21 protein-coding genes are annotated in these 26,957 nt (G+C 49.1%); 1 reads left to right on the top strand and 20 read right to left on the bottom strand.

Features of this window, described 5'->3' with window-relative positions; all coding sequences use genetic code 11:
• Positions 1-23 precede the first annotated feature (23 nt).
• From BGX12_RS01840 to BGX12_RS01805, 8 genes are read right to left on the bottom strand one after another with little or no spacing between them, the layout of a single operon-like run.
• Complete coding sequence (locus BGX12_RS01840; RefSeq protein ID WP_233246213.1) at positions 24-890, bottom strand: patatin family protein; 867 nt, start codon at positions 888-890, stop codon at positions 24-26.
• The gene (locus BGX12_RS01835) at positions 883-1,419 is read right to left on the bottom strand and encodes an NUDIX domain-containing protein (RefSeq protein ID WP_109734395.1); all 537 of its coding nucleotides are present in this window, start codon (positions 1,417-1,419) and stop codon (positions 883-885) included. Before BGX12_RS01835 ends, BGX12_RS01840 begins: the two co-directional genes overlap by 8 nt.
• Positions 1,403-4,078, bottom strand: a complete 2,676-nt coding sequence (locus tag BGX12_RS01830; RefSeq protein WP_109734394.1) for a response regulator — start codon at positions 4,076-4,078, stop codon at positions 1,403-1,405. Before BGX12_RS01830 ends, BGX12_RS01835 begins: the two co-directional genes overlap by 17 nt.
• Positions 4,065-5,165: a BMP family ABC transporter substrate-binding protein gene (locus BGX12_RS01825; protein WP_109734393.1), complete on the bottom strand. Its 1,101-nt coding sequence runs from the start codon at positions 5,163-5,165 to the stop codon at positions 4,065-4,067. Before BGX12_RS01825 ends, BGX12_RS01830 begins: the two co-directional genes overlap by 14 nt.
• A complete protein-coding gene (locus BGX12_RS01820) occupies positions 5,158-6,249 on the bottom strand; it encodes a BMP family ABC transporter substrate-binding protein (protein ID WP_109734392.1) in 1,092 nt (363 codons plus the stop codon). The genes BGX12_RS01825 and BGX12_RS01820 overlap by 8 nt, the downstream gene beginning before the upstream one ends.
• A complete protein-coding gene (locus BGX12_RS01815; RefSeq protein ID WP_109734391.1) occupies positions 6,249-8,852 on the bottom strand; it encodes a hybrid sensor histidine kinase/response regulator in 2,604 nt (867 codons plus the stop codon). The genes BGX12_RS01820 and BGX12_RS01815 overlap by 1 nt, the downstream gene beginning before the upstream one ends.
• Positions 8,853-8,860: 8 nt before the next feature.
• Complete coding sequence (locus BGX12_RS01810; protein ID WP_158278137.1) at positions 8,861-11,125, bottom strand: hybrid sensor histidine kinase/response regulator; 2,265 nt, start codon at positions 11,123-11,125, stop codon at positions 8,861-8,863.
• Positions 11,112-12,530, bottom strand: coding sequence for a response regulator (locus tag BGX12_RS01805; RefSeq protein WP_109734389.1), 1,419 nt, complete (start codon positions 12,528-12,530; stop codon positions 11,112-11,114). Before BGX12_RS01805 ends, BGX12_RS01810 begins: the two co-directional genes overlap by 14 nt.
• Before the next feature lie 139 nt (positions 12,531-12,669).
• Between BGX12_RS01805 and BGX12_RS01800 the strand changes: the two genes are divergently transcribed.
• Positions 12,670-13,758, top strand: coding sequence for a serine hydrolase (locus tag BGX12_RS01800; protein ID WP_233246212.1), 1,089 nt, complete (start codon positions 12,670-12,672; stop codon positions 13,756-13,758).
• Here BGX12_RS01800 and BGX12_RS01795 read toward each other — a convergent pair.
• From BGX12_RS01795 to BGX12_RS01735, 12 genes are all read right to left on the bottom strand, one after another.
• Positions 13,746-15,254 (bottom strand): FISUMP domain-containing protein, encoded by a 1,509-nt coding sequence (locus BGX12_RS01795; protein WP_158278136.1) that lies wholly within the window; start codon positions 15,252-15,254, stop codon positions 13,746-13,748. The two genes, BGX12_RS01800 and BGX12_RS01795, sit on opposite strands and share 13 nt — an antisense overlap.
• Before the next feature lie 110 nt (positions 15,255-15,364).
• Complete coding sequence (locus tag BGX12_RS01790; RefSeq protein WP_109734387.1) at positions 15,365-15,835, bottom strand: TraR/DksA C4-type zinc finger protein; 471 nt, start codon at positions 15,833-15,835, stop codon at positions 15,365-15,367.
• 98 nt (positions 15,836-15,933) lie between these two features.
• Complete coding sequence (locus BGX12_RS01785) at positions 15,934-16,848, bottom strand: MlaD family protein (RefSeq protein WP_109734386.1); 915 nt, start codon at positions 16,846-16,848, stop codon at positions 15,934-15,936.
• Positions 16,841-17,872: an HPr(Ser) kinase/phosphatase gene (gene hprK, locus BGX12_RS01780; protein WP_109734385.1), complete on the bottom strand. Its 1,032-nt coding sequence runs from the start codon at positions 17,870-17,872 to the stop codon at positions 16,841-16,843. Before hprK ends, BGX12_RS01785 begins: the two co-directional genes overlap by 8 nt.
• Positions 17,873-17,981: 109 nt before the next feature.
• Positions 17,982-18,299 carry a ribosome hibernation-promoting factor, HPF/YfiA family gene (gene hpf / locus BGX12_RS01775; RefSeq protein WP_109734384.1) on the bottom strand — a complete coding sequence of 106 codons (318 nt, stop codon included), beginning with the start codon at positions 18,297-18,299 and terminating at the stop codon, positions 17,982-17,984.
• Between the two features lie 273 nt (positions 18,300-18,572).
• Positions 18,573-20,198, bottom strand: a complete 1,626-nt coding sequence (gene rpoN / locus BGX12_RS01765; RefSeq protein ID WP_109734382.1) for an RNA polymerase factor sigma-54 — start codon at positions 20,196-20,198, stop codon at positions 18,573-18,575.
• Between the two features lie 11 nt (positions 20,199-20,209).
• The gene (gene lptB / locus BGX12_RS01760) at positions 20,210-20,947 is read right to left on the bottom strand and encodes an LPS export ABC transporter ATP-binding protein (RefSeq protein ID WP_109734381.1); all 738 of its coding nucleotides are present in this window, start codon (positions 20,945-20,947) and stop codon (positions 20,210-20,212) included.
• Complete coding sequence (locus BGX12_RS01755; RefSeq protein WP_233246211.1) at positions 20,944-22,356, bottom strand: LptA/OstA family protein; 1,413 nt, start codon at positions 22,354-22,356, stop codon at positions 20,944-20,946. Before BGX12_RS01755 ends, lptB begins: the two co-directional genes overlap by 4 nt.
• 92 nt (positions 22,357-22,448) lie before the next feature.
• Complete coding sequence (gene lptC, locus BGX12_RS01750) at positions 22,449-23,216, bottom strand: LPS export ABC transporter periplasmic protein LptC (protein WP_109734379.1); 768 nt, start codon at positions 23,214-23,216, stop codon at positions 22,449-22,451.
• Between the two features lie 99 nt (positions 23,217-23,315).
• A complete protein-coding gene (locus BGX12_RS01745; RefSeq protein WP_109734378.1) occupies positions 23,316-23,711 on the bottom strand; it encodes a hypothetical protein in 396 nt (131 codons plus the stop codon).
• Positions 23,712-23,760: 49 nt separating this feature from the next.
• Positions 23,761-26,406, bottom strand: a complete 2,646-nt coding sequence (locus tag BGX12_RS01740) for a DEAD/DEAH box helicase (RefSeq protein ID WP_109734377.1) — start codon at positions 26,404-26,406, stop codon at positions 23,761-23,763.
• A complete protein-coding gene (locus BGX12_RS01735; protein ID WP_109734376.1) occupies positions 26,406-26,792 on the bottom strand; it encodes a hypothetical protein in 387 nt (128 codons plus the stop codon). Before BGX12_RS01735 ends, BGX12_RS01740 begins: the two co-directional genes overlap by 1 nt.
• Between the last annotated feature and the right edge of the window lie 165 nt (positions 26,793-26,957).

Genomic DNA, 26,957 nt, shown 5'->3' with positions numbered 1-26,957 from the left:
TGACGAGACTCGCATGACGTGGTTCAGCATGACTTAAGGAATTCCATCAGCTGGGGCAGCAGGCGCTTGCCGTCACGAAGTCCCATTTCGTAAAGTTCCACCAGCTTGTTGGTATCCTTCTCCAGACGGGAAATCTGGAAAGGTTCACTGGGACGGAACACAAAACTTTTTCCGGCGGCTTCATATTCCTTCAGCCTTGCGGTCGCTTCGTTATAACGAATGTGGCGGGTCGCAGCCGCTTCCACAAACTTCGGGTACTTGCGGTACACCAGCTTGAACAGCGGGATCATGGGATTGGGCTTTTTCACGTAGCCATCCTGCTGGGTAAGGATCACCACCTGCTTTGCAAATCCCTGACGTTCCATGAACTGGAAGGGAATGCTATCGGCAATGCCTCCGTCCAGAAGTTTCTTCCCGCGGAGTTCCACGATCTTGCTCATAAGGGGAAGGGAGGCTGACGCACGGACACACTCCAGGCCATCGCCCTTGTCCACCTCCTGAGTCAGGAGGTACTCGCCCTCGCCGGTCTCTACGTTGGTCGTCACGCAATAGAAGGGAGACACCTTGGCGTTCTCTTCGAACTTGGCGTAGTCAAACGGATCTACTTCCCGAGGGATGGTAACGTAGCAGAACTCCCGAGGAAAGAAATCGCCGGTTTTCAAAAGCCACTTGAAGCCACGATACCGCGGGTCCCTGGAATGGACCGTATCGATACGCTTGTTACGCTCCCGCTGTTCCGACAGGAAACTGCAGAGATGGGTAGCGCCAGCAGAAGTCCCGGCGTAACCGCCAAACTTCAATCCGGCATCATAAATCGCATCCAGCACGCCGGAGCTGTAGGCCCCGCGCATGCCGCCACCTTCGAGAACTAACGCAACGTCCTTATACACAGCCACTCTCCAGCCATCTAAAATCATCGGGGTGATCCACGAACTTTTCCGGATTCAACTTACGCCTGGCAAAAAATTCCTGACGGGTCATCCAGACGAAATCATCCACTTCGCCTGGCTGCGGAACCAGGGAAGACGCTTCCTCATCTGTCAGGACAATCTTGTAGGTATCGTAATATTCGTTATCCAGATAGGCGCCGCCATTCAGGACGCTCTCGTGTCCGGATTCGAAAAGATATTCCAAATCTTCCGGGCTCTTGGTTACACCCAGCTCTTCCTTCAATTCGCGCACAGCCGCGTTACGGCTAGTATCGCCAGCGGAAATATGGCCAGCGCAACTAGTATCCAGAAGCCCCGGGTTATTTTCTTTCACGCGGGCACGGAGCTGAAAGAGAATTCGGTCATTCCTATCAAACGCCCAGATATGAACAGTTCTATGCCACAACCCCTTGGAGTGTACTTCCGTACGACCGCGGGCATACCCCGCAAAAGTCCCATCCGGATTCAGGACATCAATTTGTTCTTCCATCGAGAATCTCCCTCAGAACTTTCAAGAAGTTGTTATACTGCTGAACCAGTTCATTATGATTCTTGGTGACATATTCGTACCGGCCTTCCTTGCAGGCAAATTCCAGTGACTTTGCCAGGCTGGACAAGTCCACGGCACCAATGGTAAGCGCAGTACTCTTCAGGGCATGAACCAGAACGCGGTAGTTTTCAAAGTCACCCTTGGTTATCGTTTCGTGCAAGGCGCCCACCTTCACGTCGTTGCAGAATTCCTGAAGCATTTCCTCATAAAAATCTTCGTCATTCATGCAATAGCCAAGACCGATCGAAATATCCGCAAAGCCAGATGCGGCCAATGCATTCAGCACGTTCGAATTAGTCACGTTACAGCAGGGTTTAGCCGTATTTGCAGGTGCAGCCCCGGAAGGTTCCATGGCCTGCACGCGGTTCACATCCTTCTGATTGGTGATCGCATTGGCCACATGCTTTATGGCAGCCTGGGCGGAACTTTGGTTGTCCAGAGCTTCTTCCTCCGACTTCTCCGGCATAGCGACTCTTTCCACCAAATCCACCGGCAGATACTTCAGGAGCATGGACAGCAGGGACTCTTCACGGACAGGCTTTGTGAGGTAATCCGTAAAGCCTTCCTTCAGGTAGGAATCCCTGGCTCCAACAATTGCATTTGCAGTCAGCATGATGACAGGGGTCTTTTCGTTGGGATTGTCAGACAAGGTCTTCATGACACCCAATGTTTCAATGCCGTCCATCACAGGCATCATGTGATCCAGGAAAATCAGGTCGTAACGGGTACGCTTGATCTTTTCCAGGGCTTCCATGCCATTATCAGCGGTATCAATCTGGATGCCCGTTTCCTTCAAAAGGCCAATCATCACGCGAAGGTTCATGGGCACGTCGTCCACCACCAGGATATGGGCAGAAGGCGCATGGAATCTGTTCACAGGTTCCGTAGAGGTATCCACGGCATCCTTATAACGGGAACTAAAATCACCAACAGGAATTTCCTTCTTCACGATCTGGGGAATTACAACCGTAAAGGTTGAGCCGACACCGTATTCGCTGTCGACCGTAATGGTACCATCCATCAGTTCCACCAGATGTTTCGTCAAGTTTAGGCCAAGCCCCGTACCTTCCACATTGCGGTTCCTTTCCACTTCCAGACGCTGGAAACTGTTAAACAGTTTTTCCTTGTCTTCGTCGCGGATTCCCATGCCCGTATCCTTAACGGAAATAATCAGGTCGATGCGGCTTTCATCGGAAATGGCCACAGGGCCTGTCGCACTGGAGCGACGGAAATTCATGCTAAACAAGATGCTTCCGCGAGTTGTATACTTGACCGCATTGGAAAGCAGGTTGTTAATGACCTGACGGATACGCACTTCGTCACCGTACAATGCCGCAGGAATAGTGGACTCCACCATCATATCCAGTTTCAGGGACTTGTCGCGGGCGCGCATAGCCACCATGTTGTAGCAGTCATTCAGGACGGAGAACAGGTTATATTCCACCGGCACGATTTCCATCTTACCGGATTCAATCTTGGAAATATCCAGCACGTCGTTAATGAGGGAAAGCAGGGTATTGCCCGCGCTCTGAATATTCCGTGCGTATTCCTTCAGCTGGGGGTCCTTACATTCCTTCAGGAGCATGGTGTCCATCCCCAGAATGCCGTTAATAGGCGTACGGATTTCGTGGCTCATGTTGGCAAGGAACTGGCTCTTAGCCGTACTTGCCTTTTCCGCCAGGAACTTGGCGTGACGAAGTTCATCACTTTCCTTAGCCTTACGTTCAGACACGACGATGTAGCCAAAGCCAATAACAAAAAGCACAAGCAGGAGACCGAACACCCAGATGATCAGGGCGGTAATGTTGTCAAGTCCCTGGGCCGCAATATCCTCGGGAACCATGCCCACCAGGGAAAGCCCCGGCAGTTCCAGGTCCGCCATAAAGAAGAAGAAATTTTCCCGTTCTACTTTCTCATGGACAGTTGCCGCAACGGAAATATTCAGAAGGCTTTTTAGCTTACGTCGAATTTCGGAAAAGTTGTCCCCTTGCCATATAGGATTGGAAGCCAGTTCCTTATTGTCGGAGCCAATCACCACTTCGCTATATTCGTCACGAATGGATGTATAGCAATGTCCGTTATAGCAGTTGGAGCTGAATTGTTTCTGGGCGCTAGCTTCATCGTAAAGTTTATAGAGCACGTAACGAACATTACGCTCACGATAAATAGGCGTACTCAGCAGAAAGCCCTTGCCCTTGCAGAAACTTGCCGCAGGATTGCCGCGGAAAGAACGTGTAATGCCAGCGAAGTCCTTAGAGGAAACATGGACCGAAGTGTCACCACCCACAAGAGTTCCATTTAACGCAAGAATGCCATAGGAGACACCATCTTCCCTGCCGACATACGCATTCAGAACTTTCGCGGCGTAGGAATTGTCCTTTTCCACTTCGTAGGAAATTCCATTGAGGGACTTCAGCTGGACAGAAATCTTTTCGTTGATCAAATCCGCCATGGTCGTCGCCTGGGCGCTCACCTGGCTAGATACGTAATCGGTAAAGAGGACTCGCAGTTTATCCTGAAGCAAGAATCCCACGGAACATAGGATGAGCGCAAAGAAGCCCATCCATATAAACAACTTTTCCTTGCTACTGATTTTCATAGACCATCACCCCATCTACAAACCAGTCCATTTCTCCACGAAGGATAATGTCGCTAATCACCTCATTCTTATCGCAACGCTTCTTGCGGTGATTATCATACACAGGGCCAGCAAAGACATCCATGCCATTCTTCAGGGAATCCAGAAGGCCGCCAACCACCTGTTTTGCGGAATCGCTTACAGCATCGGACAGGAACGGAACTTCGATGGCATTCTTATCCGCACCGACCCAGTAATTATTCACACTATGCTTTTTCTGCAGATAGTCCTGGATAATTTCCTTGTAGACCATGGACCAGTTTGTTGCAGTGGAACCAAGAACATTGGGGGAATAGGGAGACGCTTTCAGACTATAGGCCACAGACATGACTCCCTGAGCTTCAGCTTCTTCAAGAACATGAGTTCTATTCTGGTGATAACCTAGGACGTCTACATCAGCGTCCTTCACCAGCTTGTTCACGTTTTCTCGTTCCACGGAAACATTATCCCAGGAATTGCTCCAGGCCACATAAACCTTTACCTTGGGATTTACACGACGGGCACCCAGAGCAAACGCATTGATCCCGCGGTTCACTTCGCTATTATTCATGGCCGCCACATAGCCAAGCTTATTGGTTCTGGTATTCAGGCCAGCGATAACGCCTGCAAGGTAGCGGGCCTGATAGACTCGGGCGGAATAAGCGGTAAAATTCTTCAAGTCCAGTTCATTGGAAATTCCATAAAAGGAAACATCCCGTTGTTCCTTAATGTAATTTTCCATTTCTCCCGGAAAATTGTAGCTGCAAAGAATAATCATACCAGCACCGGCTTCCACAAGGGACTTGGCAGCATTTGCCACCTGACCAGAGCCTTCCTTCACATTTTCCATCACCACAAGTTCAGAGCCCAGTTCATCCGTCACGGACTTGACGCTCCTGTAATGATCTCCATTCCAGCCGTCTTCAGAAATACTGCCCGGAAGAATAAGTCCAATGACATTCTTCCGGATTTCATCCTTCTTGGTCCCAAAGCCATTGACCATGTTGACAATGACCGCCAACAGGACAATCGAAACCAAAAATACAGCAAGAGTGATCCTCTTACTCATTCACTACCCCCTTTACATACCAATCAAAATGGCTCAACATGTCTTCGTCAGTCATGCTCTCCCCTGCTTCCACACGAATGTTTCCATCGATGTCATACACGGGACCGTAGAACACGTCAAATACACCATCAGAAATCTTCTGCATTTCAGCCTTCACTATCGACTTCACGTCTTCGGGAACGGCCGCCGTCATGGGAGCAAGCCCAATCATTCCAGATTCCGCACCCAGCCAGTACTGACGTCCCATGAACTTGTTCTGGAGCACTTCAAGCAGGCGGGGTTCGTAAAAATGTTCCCAACGCCAAATAGGCGCCGTCAGGAATCTCTTTGGATAACGAGCGCTATTATCCAAGTTGTAGCCAATAATCCATACCCCCTTTTCCTCGGCAATATCAAAAGGAGTCAGGGCGTCCGTATGGGCCGTCAGCACATCCACGTTATGGTTGTCCAAAAGCTTGTTGGTAGCCACTGCCGCCAGGGAATCGCTGTTCCAGGACTTGGTCCAGCTGACATACACCTTGGCTTCGGGATTCACCTTCTGGACCCCCAGGGTAAAGGCGTTAATCCCGCGGTTCACCTCGGAAATGCCGAAGGCGGCCACGTAACCAATTTCATTGGTCTTTGTCATCATGCCAGCGACCATGCCGGACAAATAGCGCATCTGGTAAATACGTCCAAAATAGGTGGACAAGTTATTGGAAGACAAGACACCCGTGGCGTGGAAGAACTTGATTTCGGGATGTCTCGCGGCAACCTTCAGTTCCCATTCCCCATGGCCAAAGGAATTGCAGATCACCACCTTCGCTCCCTTGGCAATCATATCCTCCATGATGCCTTCCGCCTCGTTACCGAAGGGAGTATTCTCATTGTAGAGCACTTCCAGGTTCAGGGACTTGGCCACCTTCTCCATCGCTTCCACATGGGATTCACCCCAGCTGTGATCATTACGTGTGCCATTCATGATGAACGCCACACGGGTTTTCTCCAAGGTCACGTTGGTTTCCCGCTTGTTTACCTGGATGTAAAAGATTCCAATTACAATAGCTAGAATAATGGCAATAGCAATCAAAGCAAACTGCTTCATCAAATCCCCATTACATTCTTGATATTTGCAACCATCGTTTCATAATCCGCCATGACGCGTTTATGATTCTCCCTGACAAAATCAAAGTTACTGTCCTTGCATGCGAATTCCAGGGACTTGGCCTCCTTAGACAGCTCCTCGGCACCAATCGTCAAGGAGGTACTCTTCAGGGCGTGAACCATAATCTGGTAGTTTTTCCAGTCCTGATTTTCAAAGGCGCTTTCAATTTCTGCAAGTTTGCAACCGCCTGTATATTCCTCAAGCATTTCCTTATAGAAGTCTTCGTCGTTAGCACAGTACTCGACGCCCATCTTCACGTTGAGATACTTGGCAAGAGCTTCCATGGGATTTGCAGGGGCATTCATCAAGGGAGCTTCCTGGACAGGGGACGGAGTCGATTCAGGCTTGGAAACGCTTGGAATTTTTCCATCCACACCGACCAAGTCCTCTGCAGTCAGGACAAGACCTTCAGGCAGATAACGTCTCAGCATACGGATCAAATCCCATTCCTTTACCGGCTTGGAGAGGTAATCCACAAAGCCCGACTTCAGGTAAGATTCCTTTGCACCCACAATGGCATTTGCTGTCAGCATAATGACAGGAGTATCGCTATTGGGAGTATCCATCATCTTCATGCGTTCATAAGTTTCAAGACCATCCATCACCGGCATCATGTGATCCAGGAAGATGATATCGTAGCGCTTTTCCTTTACCAGTTCAAGGCACTGGGCGCCATTCATGGCCGTATCAATCTTGACCTTGGTATCCTTCAGAAGTCCGCGGAACACCTTCAGGTTCAGGGCGACATCATCCACTACCAACACGCGGGCGTTGGGAGCAAACAGGGTATCCGTAGGCAGGTTGCTAGTAGTTGCCGCCTGCTTGTACTTGTTTGCAAAATCGCCCATGGGTTCCACATTCAGAACCAGCTGCGGGATGGATACAATAAAGGTAGAGCCTTCCCCATAATGGCTACGAACAGTAATGTCGCCACCATTCATCAGCACCAGCTGTTTCGTCAAATTCAGGCCTAGGCCAGTACCTTCGATGTTACGATTTTTCTTCTGGTCCACACGCTGGAAGGCGCCAAAGATTGCGTCCATATCCTCGGGGTGGATGCCAATACCCGTATCCCTCACGACGATCTTCAGCATGACGGAATTTTCCACCTTCATAGGATCCCTGCTAGGAATGGAATCATAACCGATGGACAAGCTGATTTCGCCATACTCCGTATACTTCACGGCATTGGAGAGCAGGTTATTAATAATCTGGCGGATACGAACTTCGTCGCCCCACAAGCCCGACGGAATATCCGGATCGCATTCCACCGTAAAGCGCAAGTTCTTTGCAGTTGCCTTGGGAGCATTAATGTTAAAGCAGTCCGACAGCACATTGAACAAGTCGTATTCCGTAGGAGTCAGCTCCATCTTGCCGGATTCAATCTTGGAAATATCCAGGATGTCATTAATGATCGACAGCAAGGTCTGGCCAGCACTCTGAATATTGGAAGCATATTCCTTCAGATTATCGTCCTGGACTTCCTTCAGCACAATGGCGTTCATGCCAAGAATACCGTTAATCGGCGTACGGATTTCATGGCTCATGTTGGCAAGGAAGATGGACTTTGCACGATTGGAACGCAAGGTCTTGATACGGTTCACGAAACTACTGGTACAGAACACACCTATCACGATGAACAGCAATACAGACACCATGATGTTACGGACCAGGATCCAGCGGGCGCGTTCAAAAAGAACCGTTTCATCAGAAAGCTTCACCACACGCCAGCTGTCGAAAATAATGTCGGAGAATACCATATAGGTTTTCCCCTTATATTGAAATTCGAAATCATTCCCATTTGCCAGAAGAAGCTTGCGAGTCAGTTCTTCATAAGGCGTTCCCCAGAATTCAGCACTGAGGAAATTCTTCCCGCGGAGAGAATCAATCGAGTGGCCCACCACAAGACCGTTTACATCGATCACCATCCAGTCCCCATCGCTGTCGTCACGGACCCGTCTCATGGTTTCAAAGACTTCGGTCATGTCCAGGTCGATAGAAATCACGCTCTGGCGATCGGACAGACGCTTGGACAGGGAAACAGCGAACTTGTGGGTGCGAGTATCGTCGTAGGGAGAAACAAGGGCGATGCCACCACGGGACTTGAACGCTTCCTGATACCAGGGACGCTTATAGGGATTATAATCCTCAGGCGGAACCCAGTTCAGGCCATCCATGTATTCACCGCGAATAAAGCCGTACAAGCCCGAGAAGGTAGAGTCCGTACTTTCAATATAGCTCTGAGAGACAAAATCAATAAGGGACTTGATCTGTTCCTGGGAAGATTCCTGCTTCAGCTCATATTCCATGAGGATGGCGGCAACCTCCAGCAAATCCTTCTTCTTAAAAAGGAAGTTGTTCATGGCAACCCCATCCTTCTGGATGGAATTCTGTCCAATGCTCACAGCATCCTGCTTAGCGAGCCTGGAAAAAGAATTGAAAGTATACCAAGTCACAGACGCCAAGCATACCACGGTCACCACAAGGATTGTCAAATACTGGAACCAGTATTTTTTTTCGCTATTGTTTTTTTCCTTTTTCATACCCAATCTCAAGAAATAGCTTCTTTCAGTAGCTGGAGAATACGATCGTATTTTTCCATCAGCGGCTGGTGATTAGCCTTCACAAAGTCCACATCATTACTAGCGCATGCCATTTCCAGCGCCTTCGCCGATGCGGAAAGTTCCGAAAGTCCGATGGTCAACGAAGTGCTCTTCAGCGCATGTACCGTAATTCGATAGTTCGTAAAATCGTTCGCAGCAAAAAGTCTTTCCAGGTCAGCCTTCTTGTTTCCGTTGCAGAATTCCTCCACCATTTCCAGGTAGAATTCCTCATCGTTCATGCATAGTTCAAGACCGGCCTTGGCATCAATATCCGGAATGGCATTCAGTTTCTCGAAGGCCGAATTACCACTAGCGGCAACTTCCGTTTCCACCTTCTGGATACGCGCTTCCATCTTTTCAGAAAGGGACGCAACCGGTTCCGCAGGAGTTTCTGCGACAACTACGGATTCCTTAGGCAAGTACTTCTTTAGGGACGCGATCAGGTCCGCCTCGCGAACCGGCTTGGAAAGGTAATCCGAGAAGCCTTCCTTCAGGTAAAATTCCTTAGCGCCAATCACCGCATTCGCAGTCAACATGACGATAGGCGTAGTCCTGTTCTGGTTGCCAGGCAGCAAGCGCATCAGGCGCATCGTCTCGATGCCATCCATTTCCGGCATCATGTGGTCCAGATAGATTACATCGTAACGGGTTCGTTGGATCAAGTCAAGAGCCTGCTTGCCACCGGTAGCCGTGTCCACCTTGATCTTGGTTTCCTTCAGGAGGCCTTCCACCACCTTCAGGTTCATCTTCACGTCATCCACCACCAAAATATGGCGGCCAGGGGCCACAAGCACTTCCTTCTGGGATTCAGCCTTTGCCACAAAAGCTCTGTACTTTTCAGCGAAGTCCCCCATGGGAGAGGCGTTCTTTACCACCTGGGGAATGAACACGGAGAAAACAGATCCCTTGCCGTATTCACTGGACGCCTCAATGGATCCATCCATCATTTCCACCAGCTTCTTGGTCAGATTCAAGCCAAGGCCCGTACCTTCCACAGTACGGTTGCGGTTCTCGTCAATACGCTGGAACATCTGGAACAATTTGGAAAGGTCTTCCCTACGGATGCCCATACCGGAGTCACTGACAGTCACCTTCAGCATCACTCGGGAACCATCCACACAGACGGAATCACCTGCAGGCAGTTCATAGTCTACAGACAGCTTGATATAGCCCTTCTCCGTATACTTCACCGCATTGGACAGCAGGTTGTTGATAATCTGGCGGACGCGAACTTCATCCCCCCACAGGACTGACGGCAGGGTGGGATTCACGTCCAGCTTAAAATTCAGTTCCTTGTCCTCCGCTCTGGATGCAACCAGATTATAGCAGTCATTGAGTACCGAGAACAGTTCATAGTCCGCAGGAATCAGCTCCATCTTACCGGATTCAATCTTTGAAATATCCAGGATAGAGTTGATAATAGACAGGAGGGTATGGCCAGCACTATGAATATTCATTGCATATTCTTTCTGGCTATCGTCCTTGCATTCCCTCAACAGCATGGCGTTCATACCCAAAATACCATTGATCGGCGTACGGATTTCATGGTTCATGTTGGCAAGGAATTCAGACTTGGCGCGGCTAGCCACCTTCAAGTCTTCCATGGTCTCACGGAGCTTTTTCTCCTGATCCATCAGCAGGCGATTTTGTCTTGCGTACACGTAATTCTGATACTTAAAGATGGCGCCAAAGACCGCCGAGACAATAATCAGGGACACCACCGTATTTTCCGTCCAGAATATGGCCGGCATTTCGGACACATATTCCGGGTGGGCGTTACTGAAAAAGATCGTGGCACACAGCGTCGCCAGGCCAATGATATAGACCAAAAAGCTTAGCAGCCCCCTCAAGGTAATAAAGGCAAAAATGAGTCCCAACACAAACCAGAGAACCACGCCACTCCGAAGGCCGCCCATCTGGCAGAAAATAATGGGGAAGAATATCACATTGGCCATACAGGTCACGAAGGTACCCGAAAGCTGGGGCATCTTCTTTACCGAGAAGAAAATGCCGATGGCCACCACCAGGAGCAGGCCGAAGATAATGACCGCAGCGCCGATGCCATCCAGGATCAGAAGGAACAAAGTGATCAGGAAACCGCCAACCAAGACGGCCCACATGATCAAGTTTAGCATTCTTGTCTGAATATCAATTTCGTCGTCAAAGAAAATCTTGACGAATTTTTTTATCAAGGACGGACTAGAAGGCTCCATAGTTTCCTTCATCGCGCATTGCGTAGTTGCGGTCATCGTCAATCATGTCCAGCATCTTATCCGCAATCTGGGGATCAAACTGCAGTCCCTTGCCTTTTTCAATTTCACCACGAACCACTTCCTGGGGAAGGGCGCTACGGTAACTACGGCGGGAAGTCATAGCGTCATAGGCATCTGCCACAGCGATAATTCGTGCAATTTCAGGAATCTCCGAACCCTTCAGTCCATCAGGGTAACCGCGGCCATCATAGCGTTCATGATGCCAATGGGCGCCAATTTCCATATTGGGCATTTCGGAAATGTTCTTCAGAATTTCAGCACCAATGCCCGGATGGGTCTTGATGGTATTGTACTCATCGTCCGTCAGCTTGCTGGTCTTATTGATGATGGCATCAGGAATACCGATCTTACCAATATCGTGAAGCATGGCGATGAAGTAGATTTCTTCCAGTTCCTGGGGAGTCTTGCCCATACGGCGTCCCAGTTCTCGGGAATACTTGGCCACACGGATAGAGTGACCGTTGGTATACTTGTCCTTAGCATCGATGGTGCTTGCCAAAGTGGTCACCACCTGGAGGGAAAGGTTCGTTACCTTGCGTCGGCTTTCGGAAAGTTCCGCAGTCTGCTTTTCCACTTCGTCCTGCAGGGAGGACTGGAGGCGCTTCAGATCCAGAATTCTGTTTAGACGGTGTAATACCACATCTGCAATAAAGGGTTTCTGGATATAATCCAAGGCACCGGCCTTGAACACCTGAATTTCCGTTTCACGGTCATTGTCCGCAGTCAGGAACACCACCGGCAGGTCCTCGAACTGAGGAATCTTGCGGATTTCAGCCAAAAGTTCATAGCCGTTCATTTCCGGCATATGGAGGTCCAACAGAGCAAGGTGCGGCATAAAATCGCCAATGGTCGCAAGAGCTTCACTACCGGAGGAGACGCAGGAGATTTCGTAGTGATCGCCCAACATACGCTTGGCAAAACGCAAGTTCATGGAGTCATCGTCCACCACCAGGATGCGCTGCTTTTCGCTGGCACGGAGAACCTTGGAAATTCTGGAGACCAGTTCCACGGGCAGGACCGGTTTCTGGACAAAGTCGGCAGCACCCAGGCGGGATGCCTCCTGCTTGTAGAATTCCACCATCATCACCGTAAGGAAGATGACCTTCATATCCTTCAGCTGCTGATCGCCGCGGATCACGTCCAGGGTCTCAATGCCGCTCATGCCAGGCATTTCAATATCGAGAAGAACAAGGTCTATTCCGCCCTGACGAAGAATTTCCAGGGCGCATTCCCCAGAATTTGCAGTAACGGCAGTATAGCCGTTTTCCTGCAAGATCAATTCCGTCATTTTCATGGACATGTTGTCGTCATCAACAACCAGAATGGTCTTTCCACCATTGCTCATATTCTAATCTCCATACGTTTTACAAGCATAATATAAGTTTTTCGATACATTTCCCAAAGTTTACAAACCGGCAGAAACGTCTGTTTTTCGGCTTATTTTGACGATTGCCCGCATCTTCCACAAGTTTTATATTTTGAGCATGATGATCAACGATGAAGAAATTGTAAAACTGCTGAAAAATGCCGAAAATGAAGGCGTTTTCAACAAGGCGGTAGCAGGATTCATCCTCCCCGACGGAACCCAGAAACTTGTTACCCTGAACACTCCCGAAAATACTGTTTTCGACATCGCAAGCCTTACCAAGGTCTGCCCCACGTCAACGCTCGCCCTCCGCTATATTCTGGAAGGGAAACTTTCGGTGGATAGCAAAGTCGTCGACTTCATTCCTGAATTACAAACAAACTATCGTGAAGACATCCGCATTTTCCACCTGCTGACCCATAGCCTGGATTACAGGGTCCCCATGAAGACCTTGAGGACGCTGCCGCCGGAAGGCATTCTCTATGCGCTGTACACGTACCAGTTCGAAAAGGCCCCAGGGGACGCTTTCAATTACGGCAACCCCGCAAGCGTCTTGCTAGGAATGATCCTGGACAGGATCAGCGGAATGAGCCTGCAGGAACAGGGCCGCAAGTATTTCTTTGAACCCCTGGGCATGAACCGCTCCGGATGGGACCCGCTGACCAGGGACTTCCATAGGATTCCAAAAGAGGAAATCTCCCCTACGGAAATCTGCGCCTTCAGAGGCCGCGAGATTCAGGGAGAAATCCATGACGAAAGTGCCTGGGTATTACGTCAACTTTTCCCTGTGGGAAGTGCAGGCATGTTCAGCTGCGTCCCGGATTTATTGAAGTTCGTCCAGATGATGCTGAACGACGGCGTGTCCCGCGAAGGTGTCCGCGTCGCCCCTGCAGGAATCCTGCAGTTGGCCAGCTCCAATGCCTTTATGAATCCCGCCTATGGGAGCTGTCCCGCCGGGGCCGCCGGCGACTGTACCGCCCTTGGCTGGGAACTGAACGCCCCAAAATTTATGGGCACGAAAATCTCCCCGCGGGCATTCGGCAAGACAGGCTTCACAGGCGCAAGCATCGTAGCCGACCCCGACCAGGGCGCCGCCGTAGTGCTGCTATCCAACTTCACCTATCCTCATCGGGAAGCCAATGCAGACCGCATCCACGCCTTCCGCGCCAAGCTGGCAGACACATTCTTCGGATTTTACCAGGTCTGACGCTTTACGCAACGGACTGAATAATAGTGTGTGGAAGTCGAGGTATTTATAGACGCATAGATGGGATGTTTACAGCTGCTCTTTCCAAACTCGATATAACGTTCAAGTTTTCCCGAAGTACTTTTCGCCTCATAACAGTAATAGGCGTTCACACCAACTTCTTCAAATTTACCAGGACTACCCGCATACACAAATTTTCCCGTAGGCTTCAGGGAAAAACCATACCCATCAGCCTGTTCGCCAGCATCCCACCCCTCTGTTGAATACAGCACTTCCGCATTTTCCCTAGCACCCGTTAGGTCAAATAGCATTTCCCACAAAGAACGGTTAGGCAACATCCATCCCTCTGGGCATGCAGTTTTTATGGCATGCTCAGCAATATAATACCGTTCTCCGGTATCCTTATCGGAATTACTCGTCCAGAAATTTGCAGTGTTGAAACGAATATTTTCAGCCATCCATTCCATAGGCCCAATATGAACTGTCTTGTATTCCTGAGAATCTCTTTCATCGATAAACGTTCCATATTCGCAATTGTCCGCTTCACCATTTTTACAAGGAGGCACTGGTTCATAAACCGTATCCTTGATACAGCGAATGCTCCATCCATCCCATACAACGAAACTCTCGTAATTGTATGGCCAGACCTCATCCTTAGTATGATTCAATTTGAGAACTTCATAGCTGCCAACGCTATCGTCCGCCCAGAAACTTGCCCCCAGGTTTATCGGTATTGCAGAAAAACCGGTACCATTAAGACCGCCTTTCGACAACACTTCCCCTGACGAAGGGTAAATATACCAGCCGTCCTTGGACTTTAGATTTGAAGCCCAGTTCAAGGAATCATAGGTCATTTTGAGATAAGTATGCAATTCAACAAACTCATTGTGGGTAGGAATATGCCAACCTTCCGGACAAATCCCTCGTAGGTGTCCATTTACACGTCCTGAACTGAATCGCTGCTCCAGATCAAACGCCTTATACTCCTTGTAAAGCGCACCGAATTTAGCACTGCTCTTGAGAGAATCTACGCAAGAACTATCCCTTTCAAAAGCCAGGTTCTGGGCCATCCAGGTTTGGCGACCGATTACAACAGTCTTGTAGACTTGTCCATCTCGTTCATCCACTAATTCACCATAATTAATATCAGGATTCAGATAGTCGTCGACCAAGGGATAATCCGCAATGCTTCCGCTTTTGCAGCCAACGGGTTCTTCCTCGCTAGAAGAACTTTCGCTGTCGGAGGATTCCGCCTGGCTACTAGACGACACATCTTCACTGCTAGAGGAAACGTCCATCGAACTGGAGGATTCAATAAGACCTGAGGAACTTTCTTCCGACGTGGATTGTTCCGGCGTACTGGAACTAGACTGAATATTTTCCTTAGAGCTGGATGACTGAACCGTAGATGAAGATGATTCTTCTTCTATACCAGTCACGGGATTGGAACTTTCTTCGTCGGAAGAGCCACCACAGGCAGCCAACACGAAGGCCATCAATAAAAAATAAATGTACCTAACCTGCATATGACCAATTTAAAAAAAAGCCCCGCAGTCTAGCTGCAGGGCTTCACCCAAACGTATTTTTCGTTGGTGAAAAAAGAAGATTAACGGCCAGCGTTCTTCTTCATCATTTCGCGGCGCTGTTCTTCGGCCATGAGGCGAGCCATTTCAAGACGGCTGTCTTCACGTTCCTTGCGCTTGGTCTCTTCCTTGCAGTTCACGCACTTGGTAGCAGTGGGGACCGCCATCAGGCGGGCCTTGGGAATGAGTTCGCCACAAACCTTGCAGACACCGAAGGTACCTTTCTTGATGCGCTTCAGGGCTTCTTCCAGATAGACCAGGTACTTGCCTTCACGAGCGGCCAGGGAGAAGTTGGTTTCCAGGGCGTTATAGTCGGTAGCCAGATCTGCGCTATTGGATTCGCCACCGTCACCAGCCTGAACCTGGCTCTTGAAGGTTTCGGCCTTTTCGTTTTCGCTCTGGGCGTTCACCAGTTCACGACGCTTTTCGATCAACATTTCTTCAAAAAACTTGAGGTCGGCGTCGCTCATCTTCACAGGTTTCTTTTCAGCCATGGTTAACTCCTTGTTGAAGGGGAAAATCGTTCACTTGTACTAATAGAGTGATAAATAACTTTTTTTTTACAAAAAGGACAGACTTCTCAAAAAAAAGTTTAGAAAATGTCCACATTCAGTTTCAGACTGTTCTTGCGGATGTCATCAAAGAGGGCTTCCGTATCCTTCAGGATAGCATCCAGCTCCTTCGACAGGGCCCCACCAGGCTGCAGCACGAGGCCCACCGTGTTCTTTTCCGCAAACTTGCCCAGTAAGCCATGAACCTGTTCGGACGCATTTTTCACTCGAGTCAGGAGCGCGTCCAGACGGTCCACATAGGAGCCAAGCTGTTCCACCTTGGGGCCACCCTTGCCGACCGCGTTATCCATGATGCCCTTGGCTTCCGAAAGGGAATGGTCCAGGTCACCCAGCAGTTTTTCCGCATCCCCCATCCAGGACTTTACGTCCTGCTTGGTCATACGGACAATCTTCTGGCCTTTGGAAATCACGCGCTGGATCTGCTTGCCTGCGTCACCTTCCGTAACAGCCTCGATCAGGGCCTTCAATGTATCGCGAATATCCGTCAGATTGTCAAAGGCCTCACTCAGGCTCTTGAACACTCCGGAAGTTCCCTCGTCGTATTTTCCGAACAAGGTATCCCCGTCGGCAATAAGCTTCTCGCTATCGCCAGACAGGATGCACATTTCCCGTTCACCCATCAGGCCAGAGTTAATCAGGCGGAACTCGGAATTCACGGGAATCTTGACAGTGGAATAAACTCGGGCGGTCACATAAACCGCATCCTCGGTCAATTCCACCTTGGTAATTTCGCCGGCCTTGATACCGCGAACCTCCACCGGATTGCCAGGGGACAAGGTACCAATAGCCTGATAGGACACCACAAAGGAATAACGGGGATGGTAGGGACTGGACGGATGGAAGAAATACCAGGCACCAACACAGGAAACCACCAGTATCGCAAAGACGATGGAGGGAATGACGTTTTCTTTTACCAGTCGGATAAATCTATTCATAGTAGGACCAATTCTGAGGGTCGAAATCCAGCAGTTCGTCCACGTACTCGCCCTTGGCCTTAGCCTTGATCTTCTGCATCAGGGCAGCGTTGAAGTCTTCGGCCACATTCTGGCCGTTCATCTTCATCAAGGTGTTCATGGCGATGACTTCGGAGATCACGGTCAAGTTTTTACCCGGTGCCACAGGAATGACAATCTTCGGGATCTTGATTCCCATGATATCCTCTTCGGCACCCTTCAGGCCGGTTCGGTCATAGGAGCCATCCTGGCGCCACTGCTGCAACTCCACGATAGCCTCAATCTTTTTCTGCTTGCGGATCGCGTGGATACCGAACATGGAGCGGATATCCAGGATGCCGACGCCGCGGATTTCCATGTGGTGCTTGATCAGCGGGTCCGGGCGACCGATAATGGAACGTCCTACGTTGCTGATATGGACCACATCGTCAGCCACCATACGGTGACCGCTTTCCACCAGGTCCAGCACGCATTCGGACTTTCCCACATTGCTGTCGCCGATGTAGAGCATGCCCACACCGTACACATCCACGAGGCTTCCGTGGATAATGGCGTGGGGAGCGAAGAACTCCTCCAGGATTCGCTGAGCCAGCTTCACAAATTCATAAGTATGGAGGGTGGTAGAGAACAGGGGAATTCCCTTGCGTTCGCACATGTCCCTCAGCTCCGGGTGGGGCATCTGGGCATGGGTCACCACCCACATGGGAGCGTTAAACTCCATAAGGCCTTCAAAGACCTTTACGCGACCTTCATGACCGATAGATTCCAGGTAGTTCCATTCCGTATGGCCCACCACCTGAATCTGCTGGGAGCTGTACACCTTGGTGTATCCTGCCATGGCAAGGCCCGGTCTATGGATACCACTTTCCGCAATGGGAGCGTCCAAGCTTGCGTCCGATGAATGGCAGGCCATCTGCAGGTCCTTGCCATAGCGGCAGAAGAAGTCCCTCACCAGGAAACGTTCCCTGTGCAAGATCTTAATATCTTTCAGTCTAGATTCAGCCATGCCTTAAAGTTAAACAATTTTCTTTCGCAAAAGTCCGGATATAAAAAAAGAATCACCTTTTTCAAGATGATTCCCTAAAATTTGACAAAAGCTTTCAGATGAGCACAAATTAAACAACGTCGGACATAGGCTGTGCACGATGGTCATTCTGCTTTTCGTTAGCCTTCTTCAGCTGGGTCTTGATGCGTTCAAGAGTGACATCCACTGCCTTGCCCATGTTTTCTTCGTCAGCGGAAGCAACCACCTGGGAACCGGTAATGTTCACGGTAATTTCGCAATGACGCTGATGTTCGACTTCGTGGTCAAGGATTACGGAAGCACTGGTGATATTCGGGTAGAACTTGGCGAGTTTGTCCATTTCTTCCTGAATACGATCCTGGAGACCTGCAGATGCGTTAAAGTGGCGAGCAGAAAACTGAATATCCATAGTAAAAACCTCCGTAGAAAAAAGTTATTCTTGCCGGGACTTGCGTCCCACGTTTAGAGTATATACATCTTTTTTCCACGAAAGAACAAGTTTATTTGCAAAAAACGTCCGAACCATATTCCAACTTGGAACAGTCTTACCAGAGAAAAAATGCCGCTTTTGAGGAGGCACTTCAGAGCCCCTCAAACAAAAAACAAAAGCTAAGCAAACTTCGTTTGCGATGGCGCATTGTTTTTTGGGGGTTCCAAGGGGGGTGTGCCCCCCTTGCATCATTTACTGCTTTCGTTGACTTGCGGTAAGGACGTGCAAAACGTTCTCACGATATTTGGCCACCGTACGGCGAGCAACCTTCATCCCCATCTCCGCTAGTTTATCGGAAATCGCCTGATCGGAGAGAGGCTTCTTCTTGTTTTCCTCGTCGATCATCTTCTTCATGGCGTCAATGACCTGGGCGGAACCCACCACTTCTTCGGAGCCTTCCGCGGTGCCATCACCACTTGCGGAAGTCTTCTGCTTGATACCGGATGTAAAGAAACGTTTCAGCTCGAAAATGCCGTAGGGCGTATCCACGAACTTACCGTTGGTCACACGGTTCACCGTGCTCACATCCTTCCCGATTTCATCCGCAATATCCTGCAGCACCATGGGCTTCAGGAATGCAGGCCCCTTGGTAAAGAAATCCTTCTGGCGCTTGAGAATTTCGCCCATGACCTGCTCCATAGTGGAGTAACGATTATTGACAGCCTTGATGAACTCCTCCGCCTTGGCAACGTGGGCCCTGATGTAGGCCTTGTCTTCCTTGGAAGCGCTCTTGCTGTTGGCCAGAGCCTTGTAGGTGGAATTCACGCGGAGCCTGCTGTTGGAAGAACGAACAGACTTCACTTCCAGCTTACCGTTTTTCTCTTCAAGCTTCAAGTCCACGGAAATGGTGTGCGCAGGAACTCTTGCCACCTGGAAACCGGGATGGGGACTCAAGCGGGCGAAAGCACGGACAGCCGCCTGCACTTCTTCAGTGGAGACTCCTAAAGTCTTTCCGATTTTTGCATAGCGGAGGGCCAGCAAATCCTCGTAGCAGTTTTCAAGAATCTTGATTCCAAGGACTGGGAAACCGGGAATACGATTCGCCTGTATTAAAAAACACTCGCGCTGGTTACGTGCTCCAACGCCACTGGGAGAAAATCCGTGAAGCACATGGAACGCTTCGTGTACCGGCAAGGAAACGGAGTTTTCATTCAGGTCCAATTCACCACGGATCACCTTCTCGATTTCCACGATAAACTTGTCGCTGGAATTGATTCCACTAATCTTGTCTTCGTCACAGCTGGAAAGGAATCCGTCTTCGTCTACGGAACTGATGATGTACTTCACCAGTTCACGGAAGTGGGTTTCGTCGCAACCGTTTTCGGCCAGGTCTTCAAACAGCTTGCTGGTACCTTTCCAAATACCTAGCTGGTCTTCCAGCTGTTCCTGGAGAGGCTTTCCAAAATCCTTGATGGGGCGGTCCCACTCTTCTTCGGGGGACTCTCGCATCATGTTCACTTCGTTAAAGGAGGCGTCGTCTTCGCGGGTTCCATCCCCCAGGCGGTCGCTACCGTAGTCATCGAAATCGCCACCCATATCCAGGGCGCCTCTTTCAAAATCATCACCGTCGGAGGAATCTTCCCTGGCGTCATAATCATCGTTGACGTCGGATCCTTCCAGTTCGCTTTCGCGGACCTCCCGGTCTTCGTCGGAAACGGACTCATCCACTTCAAGCAGGGGGTTGGACTCCAGCTCATCGCGGATGGCAGTCTCCAGCTCCAGGGAGGTTTTCTGCAAAATGGTAACCGACTGCAATAGCTGCGGAGACAGGGTCTGTTCCAGACCCGTTTTCATTCCGACGTTTATTCCCATTTCCATAACAAACCTCTTTAATCCAGCCTAAAGCTATCGCCTAGGTAAATTCTTCTTGCTTCGGGATCGTTGGCCAAATGTTCCGAGGAACCTTCCGTAAGGACCTGGCTCTTGTACATGATGTAGGCGCGATCCGTAATGGAAAGCGTTTCACGGACGTTATGGTCCGTAATGAGGACTCCCATCCCCTTATCGCGAAGTCCAGAGATAATGGACTGAATGTCCGCCACCGCAATGGGGTCAATTCCTGCGAAAGGTTCATCCAGCAGGAGGAAGGAAGGATCGGAAGCCAGGGCACGGGCAATTTCAAGACGACGGCGTTCACCACCGGAGCAGCTCATGGACTTAGTCTTACGGATGTGGGTAATCTTGAATTCTTCCAGAAGTTCTTCCAGGCGGATCTTGCGCTGGGCACGTTTCATATCCTGGGTTTCAAGAATCGCCATGATGTTCTCTTCCACCGTAAGCTTGCGGAAGATGGACGCTTCCTGCGGGAGGTAGCCAATCCCCAGGCGGGCGCGCTTGTACATGGGCTTGTCCGTCACTTCAATATCGTCCAGGAAGATATGTCCGGACTCGGGACGAACCATGCCCACGATCATATAGAAGGACGTCGTCTTGCCGGCACCGTTGGGACCGAGAAGTCCGACGATTTCACCCTGGGAGACACGAATGGAAACATCGCTCACCACCTGGCGACCGCCATAAACCTTACGCAATTTTTCGGTGCGAATGGTACTTACAATGTTCTTCATTTCTTTTTCTCCTGGGAGGCTTCCTGCGGCCTCTTTGCCTTGAGCAGGGACTGTGTAGCAGCCTTCAAAGTCTTGGACTTAGCAGTACCGACAACATCTACAGGCTTATCAGCTATATCGGCCTTAGGTGCGGATTCTGTCAAATTCTTTTTGTTACGGTTTTCCTTTTCCATGTCCACATAGCGGCCGCTGGAAGGAGTTGTGGAACCGCCCAACATTCGTAACGTTTTCACAGCGTTCTTTCTGGGGTCGAACTTAATGTAGATGGTATCGCCGGCAGCCTCGTTACGGCCAGACACGGAACGATCCTTCTTCACATAATAATACGTGCTCTGGGCCTTTCCGGATACGATGGCGTGATGCATTTTTCCATTTTCAAAATACATATCCAGACGGTCCCCGTTCATGTTGTTACGATAGTTATCCAGATCCTTCTCGTAAAAAAAGCCGCGGGCATTCAAGTTCACGTAAAGGCGCTCGATCTTGTTACCGTCAAACTGGGCATACAGCGTATCCCCGAAAGCCTCCGTCACACTGCCGGGGCTGTTCCTCTTGGCATCTTCCTGCTGGAGGCCGTGAGCATTGCGGATCACTAGGGCGGACTTCAAGCTCTTTCCCGAGGAATCTAACGTCAGGAAAATGGAATCTCCCGTCAGGTTATAATTCTTCAGTTCACACTTGGGATTGCCCTTCATGGACATCCAGTTATTCTTGCGGTCAAAATAGCCCGTATCGCAGGTCACCACCATGTCTTCCTGAGTCACCTTCACATTGTTGAAGGCTTCCGCAAAATCATCCTTCTTGTTGTAGTTGATACGGTCTGCATATACCGTAACAGAGTCGTGGGTAATCACCACGTTTCCCACTCCGCGGGCATAGTCGATCTTACGGTCATAGGTCATTTCGTCAGCCTTGATGGACACGTCCTTGTGGGTGATGGATGCGTCTCCCTTGCCCTCCGCAAAAGTCTCCTTCTTGTTGTAGACAATCCTCTTTGCAACAACCGTCACGGTGTCCACCTGAACTTCCTGCTTACCGTTCCTGACTGTATCCTTCTTGTCGTAGTAATACAGCACAGGCTTTTCCGGCATGGTAAGGATTTCATGCTCCTTGTCATATTCCACATACTCGCCCGTGGCATAATACGTCTTGGCGGAATCCCCGGCGTGGACATCACCCGTAGCAGAGGCAATCCCCTTCTTTTTCTGGTAGACACCCTGCTTGGCGTCGATCCAGCCAGAGGGATGGGTAAACTGGAAACCGCCCTCGCAGGCGACCACCTCGCCATCCTTATTCCAGGTAGCCCGCTGGGTCCTGACATTCACACTATCATGAATAAAATGTACTCGCCCCTGCAAAAGAAGGGAGCCGCGCTTGCGGGCCACCGCAAGACTATCTGCATGCTTCATGATTAATGGAGACTTCTGGGCCTGTACCTCGCCGAGAAATACAAGCACACTCGCCATAAACACTAGCAGAAAACGTCCGAGGTCAAAACGTATCAATTTCCCTCCACCTTTTTCGCAGAGGGACGATTGCCAGCCCGTTTCAGGTTACGGAAGTCCTGGACAGGCCGGCGGGGAGAAGCCTTGCGTTCGGTTTCCGCCTTTGGATCCGGTTCCGGCGCAGGAGCGGCCTTAGGAGGCTGGGCCATGGCGCGGTTACGGCTCTCAATAGCTTCCGCCTCCTTTTCGTCCTCTTCCTTCAGACGCTTTGCCGCATCCTGAAAAATTCCCGTCACGTTGGAAAGTATTCGCCAGTTATCCAGCTGGGCGTCGCTGACAAAACCCTTGCCCTGCAGCACGTCACCGTCTTCGCTGACCACACGGACGTAGCTGTCCGTACGGACATGATTGTCCCTCTTGTTCCAGATCAGGGAATCGGACCTGACGGAAGCCCCCTTGGGAGTCAAGGCGTAAACGTGCCCGTAGGCGTGGACGTAGCTGAACTTCATGTCCATCCGGCCGGAATCCGCACGAAGAAACGCAGTACGCTCCCCTAGGGAATCGTAGATATCCACAAGCACCGGACGCACAAAGACCAAGTCCTTGTTGCCCCAGCGTTCCAGATAGGCCGTCTTCAATTTCCAGGCAAGAACACCCTTGTCGTAGCTATCCATCAAGGTCGTATCCGTAAACAGCATGTCCGGACGTTCCACCTGAATCCAGGGCTTGTCTTCCTCGATTTCTTCACAGCCTGTAAAGATCGTCACGAGTCCAAGAAAAAGGCACAGAAAAAGACCGCCAGGCAAGCTGGTGTTCAACCGCATTTTATTTCTTCGCAAAATCCGTGCCACATTGCAAATTTACAAATATTTAGGGCAGGTAGGTATAGGAATTTAATCCTTGAGGCGCCGCAATAGCTCTTGTTAAAACCAAAAACTATATACAAATCCGATTACACCAATAATCGATACGGCAGCACCTATCATACGTAGCGTTGATGCCTTTTTTCGATCACACACATTCTCGCCCCGACTTCTTCCTACAAAATACGTGACGGTCCCCGTCACAGTCACCGAAGCAGCTATCGCACCAAACCAATTACCACCAGACTCCTCAGGGACGATATACTCTATCGAATCACAAGAATAAGACATCGCTCCACACCGTATAGGCTCAATCTCTTCAAGCTCCTCGTGGGGTTCTAAAACTTCATCGCCATCAACTAAAAAGGCCTTTGATTCGTCCTCTGTTTCCGCAATATCAACTGCAAAAGAGAATTCAGCTAGAGCGAGAACGAAAAAAAGAAAAATGCGACACATAATAGTCAATCACCTACATCAACCACAGCATTTCAAGACTCATCAAAAATTACCAATTTTCTAGTGCATTCAGAAATTCATCTTTCGTATATGCACCCTCAACCATACGGGTTTTATACACCAGGCAATAACGATATTCATTACCAGCCTTTTCCGCCCATTTTTTCCCTAATTTAATTTTCTTTTCGGCATCCAGATGGTCGCCCTTGGTTTCTAACAAAACGACCTTGCCATTTTTTGTTTTGATGATAAAGTCCGGATAGTGATTGATAAAGCCGTTGATGCAGAAATCCTTCTTTTCGCGATTGCGTGTCCAGAATTCCACGTTCTCCATATTGGCGACAGCGTTGATTACTTCTTCCTCAAAACCATTGACATTTTCTTCGGCTTCGTGAAGTGTTTTCGGGAGCGGCTTTCCGACAGCGGAAAGATTTAATTTTTCTGGAATTTCGTAAGTCGGTTTCAATTCTATTTTATCTTGATCCAAGGACTTGTCAAATTCGCTTTCGATATACTTTGCCGAAAGCTCATTGATTTTTTGCTTAATCTTGTCGGCATAAAGCGATTGGGAATTCAGCATGTTGTTCAAGTCCGCATCCGAAAAGTTTTGTAGCACTCGGGTAATGTATTCAACTATATCCGGATCGGGAATGGGATACATATTGCCAATCCATCCGCGAAGATTTTCAGCACACAACTTGCGTTTTTTATCCAAGTCCTTGATGCTAGTAAGCCACCCGAGTATTTCGATTTGCCGTTGCTTATCTACATTGAAAATTGTGGGAGTGAAATCCTTCTGCGTTTCATCCAAGTCGATACGACGGATGTCCAATTCGACATTTTGAAAATCAATGTTCGTGTCCGCATTTTTTAGGGGAAACTTTTTCAGGAGCATGTCCTTTTCAAAAGGTTCCGAGTTCAAGTTGAACAAATCATTTTGCAGAGCGTGTCTGTAATAGAACTGCGGCAGTCTGAGATTTGCTACGGATTCCTTGAAGATTCCCTTCACGTCGTATGTTTTCACTTGCTTGCTCACCTCACTAGGCATTAACGGAGATTTTGCGTTTGCCGCAACTTGATTTTCCAATTTCTGGTTTTCGGCAATGGCCTGCTTTGTGATTTCTGCGATTACGGAATTTTGCTCTGCAACATTGTCGATATATGCATGGCCTGCGGATTTTTCCACAACGTTTCCGCCAAGCACGGGAACCGGCTTCCAGAAAATTTTTGAAACATCAAAATCGTCAGGCTTATTAACGTCAGCAAACAGCGACGGTTCAGTCGCTCCAGTATTTTCCGCAGTAGCCCCACCTGCATTTCCAGAATTTTCCGGTTCCTCAATTTCAATTTGGCGATAGTCCCTGCTACTGAACCCAGCACGGTTCAAGCCCTTCACGATGCTATCCAGAGTTTCGCCGAATTTTGCAGAGGCGGTAAACACATAGCTCATGTTAAGCATTGCGTTTTCATTTTTGCGAACATTAGGTAAACGCAAAACTCGGCCAAGAATCTGCTCCACATCTACGCTGGAACTACGGTCTGCGAGGCTTGCAAGAATGTAGGCGAATGGACAGTCCCAACCTTCTTTCAACGCGTTTACCGTAATGATATAACGTACCGGGCAATCGGCAGACATCAAATCCACATTCTGCAATTCATTTTTATCGGCAGTCTTTATCTTGATCTGTTCCTCTGGAATTTTCAATTCCAAAAGCATTGATTTTATTTTTTCAAAGGTGGCGTTGACATTCTTTGTTTTTGGCTCCGCCTGGAAAAGAACTATGGGACGGATGTATGGCGCCCCGTTTTTACTAGCTTCACTTGCAGCCATTTCCAAGCGAGTGCGAAGTTCCAACGCAGAACTTATTACATCTTCTTTTTTGCGATGGTTGTAAACAATCACCGGCAACTTTACCATGTTTTCTTTCTTGAGTTCAAGAGCAGAAGTAAAGCTGATGATGTTACTGTTCTTGCGAGGTGTAGCGGTCAAATCCAGAATAAAACTGGGATTTAGATTTTTCAACATTTCCACACTGAGTTCGCTTTCTGCATTGTGGCTTTCGTCAACAATTACAACAGGATTTAGCGAACGCAGAACGGACATTACCGAGATTTCTTCTTCATCTACGCGGTTGGCAAATGACTGTAGATTGCCATTTTCTTCGTTGACTTTTCTGTCTTCTGCATTTCTTGCGCGGAGACTATCGAAACTTAGAATGCAAAGCGAAAGATTTTCATGAACGGAGGTGCAGTTGAAGCCTGCGCCCTGCAATAACATTTTCTTGTCGAAGACTTCAACCCTGTTCGCAAAATCTGTGTTCAGCTGTTCTCGGTACGGGTGCTTTGGATTGCCGAAATTGCGAAGGGTTTGTTCCAGAATCGAATTGGACGGTACAAGCCACACCACTATTTTTGGGCGTGTGCTGTTGAAAGCCTTGAAAATAGTGTTTAGGGCATTGGCTGCGATAAAGGTTTTTCCGCCAGCGGTAGGAACCTTTATGCAGACATGAGGTACGCCAGGAACATTGTTCTTGTACGGTTCCACGGATTCGCCAAGCATAGGCGTAATTGCAGTGCGAGGATGGGTCTGCCAGAATTCATTGAAGGCAACTGCAGTGTTTCCCTTTTCTTTTAAAATTTCAAGATAGCGAGCAAGGTCATCTATAATCTGTTTCTGGTACGGTTTTAAAAGCATTAGAATTTCCTCACGTCTCTTGGAATTTTCTTAAACACGATGTTATTCTTGAAAAGAAAATCTTTGGGCAATACGCAGTTGTCGGCGTAAATCACATAGCGTTCCGCCTTTTGACTGATGGTTCCAAGGAATTCGAAATCAAGAGTTGTAATTTCTGACTTTTTGTAGAAAAGATAGTAGGCGGCGTTGTCGTGATTACCTAGGAAAAACTCGTTTCCATTTTTGGCTATATCAGCAGAATCAATGACGGAATTGGTTTCGGTATAGTAGATGTAGTTGCGGATGTTTTCTAAAGGCTGTTCTTCGTTCAAGGAACCGTCCAGAAGCATTTCCGGGCCAAGTTCGTAGTAGTTGAAATCGCCTCCGGTTCCTGGAACATTTTCCAATGTAGATGTAATTCCTATAAGGTTCAATTCGCCATCAATTAGGCTTTTTTTGATTTTGTTGTAATTTTTTGAGGCATCATCAACATGTGTGGAAGCATTTAGGCAGCCTTGCTAGATGATTCTCTCGATTCCGATTCCCATTCGTAGGCTATCTTTACATCTACA

Origin of the sequence: Fibrobacter sp. UWR4 (genome assembly GCF_003149045.1) — a bacterium.
In the GTDB taxonomy this organism is placed as follows: domain Bacteria; phylum Fibrobacterota; class Fibrobacteria; order Fibrobacterales; family Fibrobacteraceae; genus Fibrobacter.
This window is presented reverse-complemented; position numbering and strand designations above follow the sequence as displayed.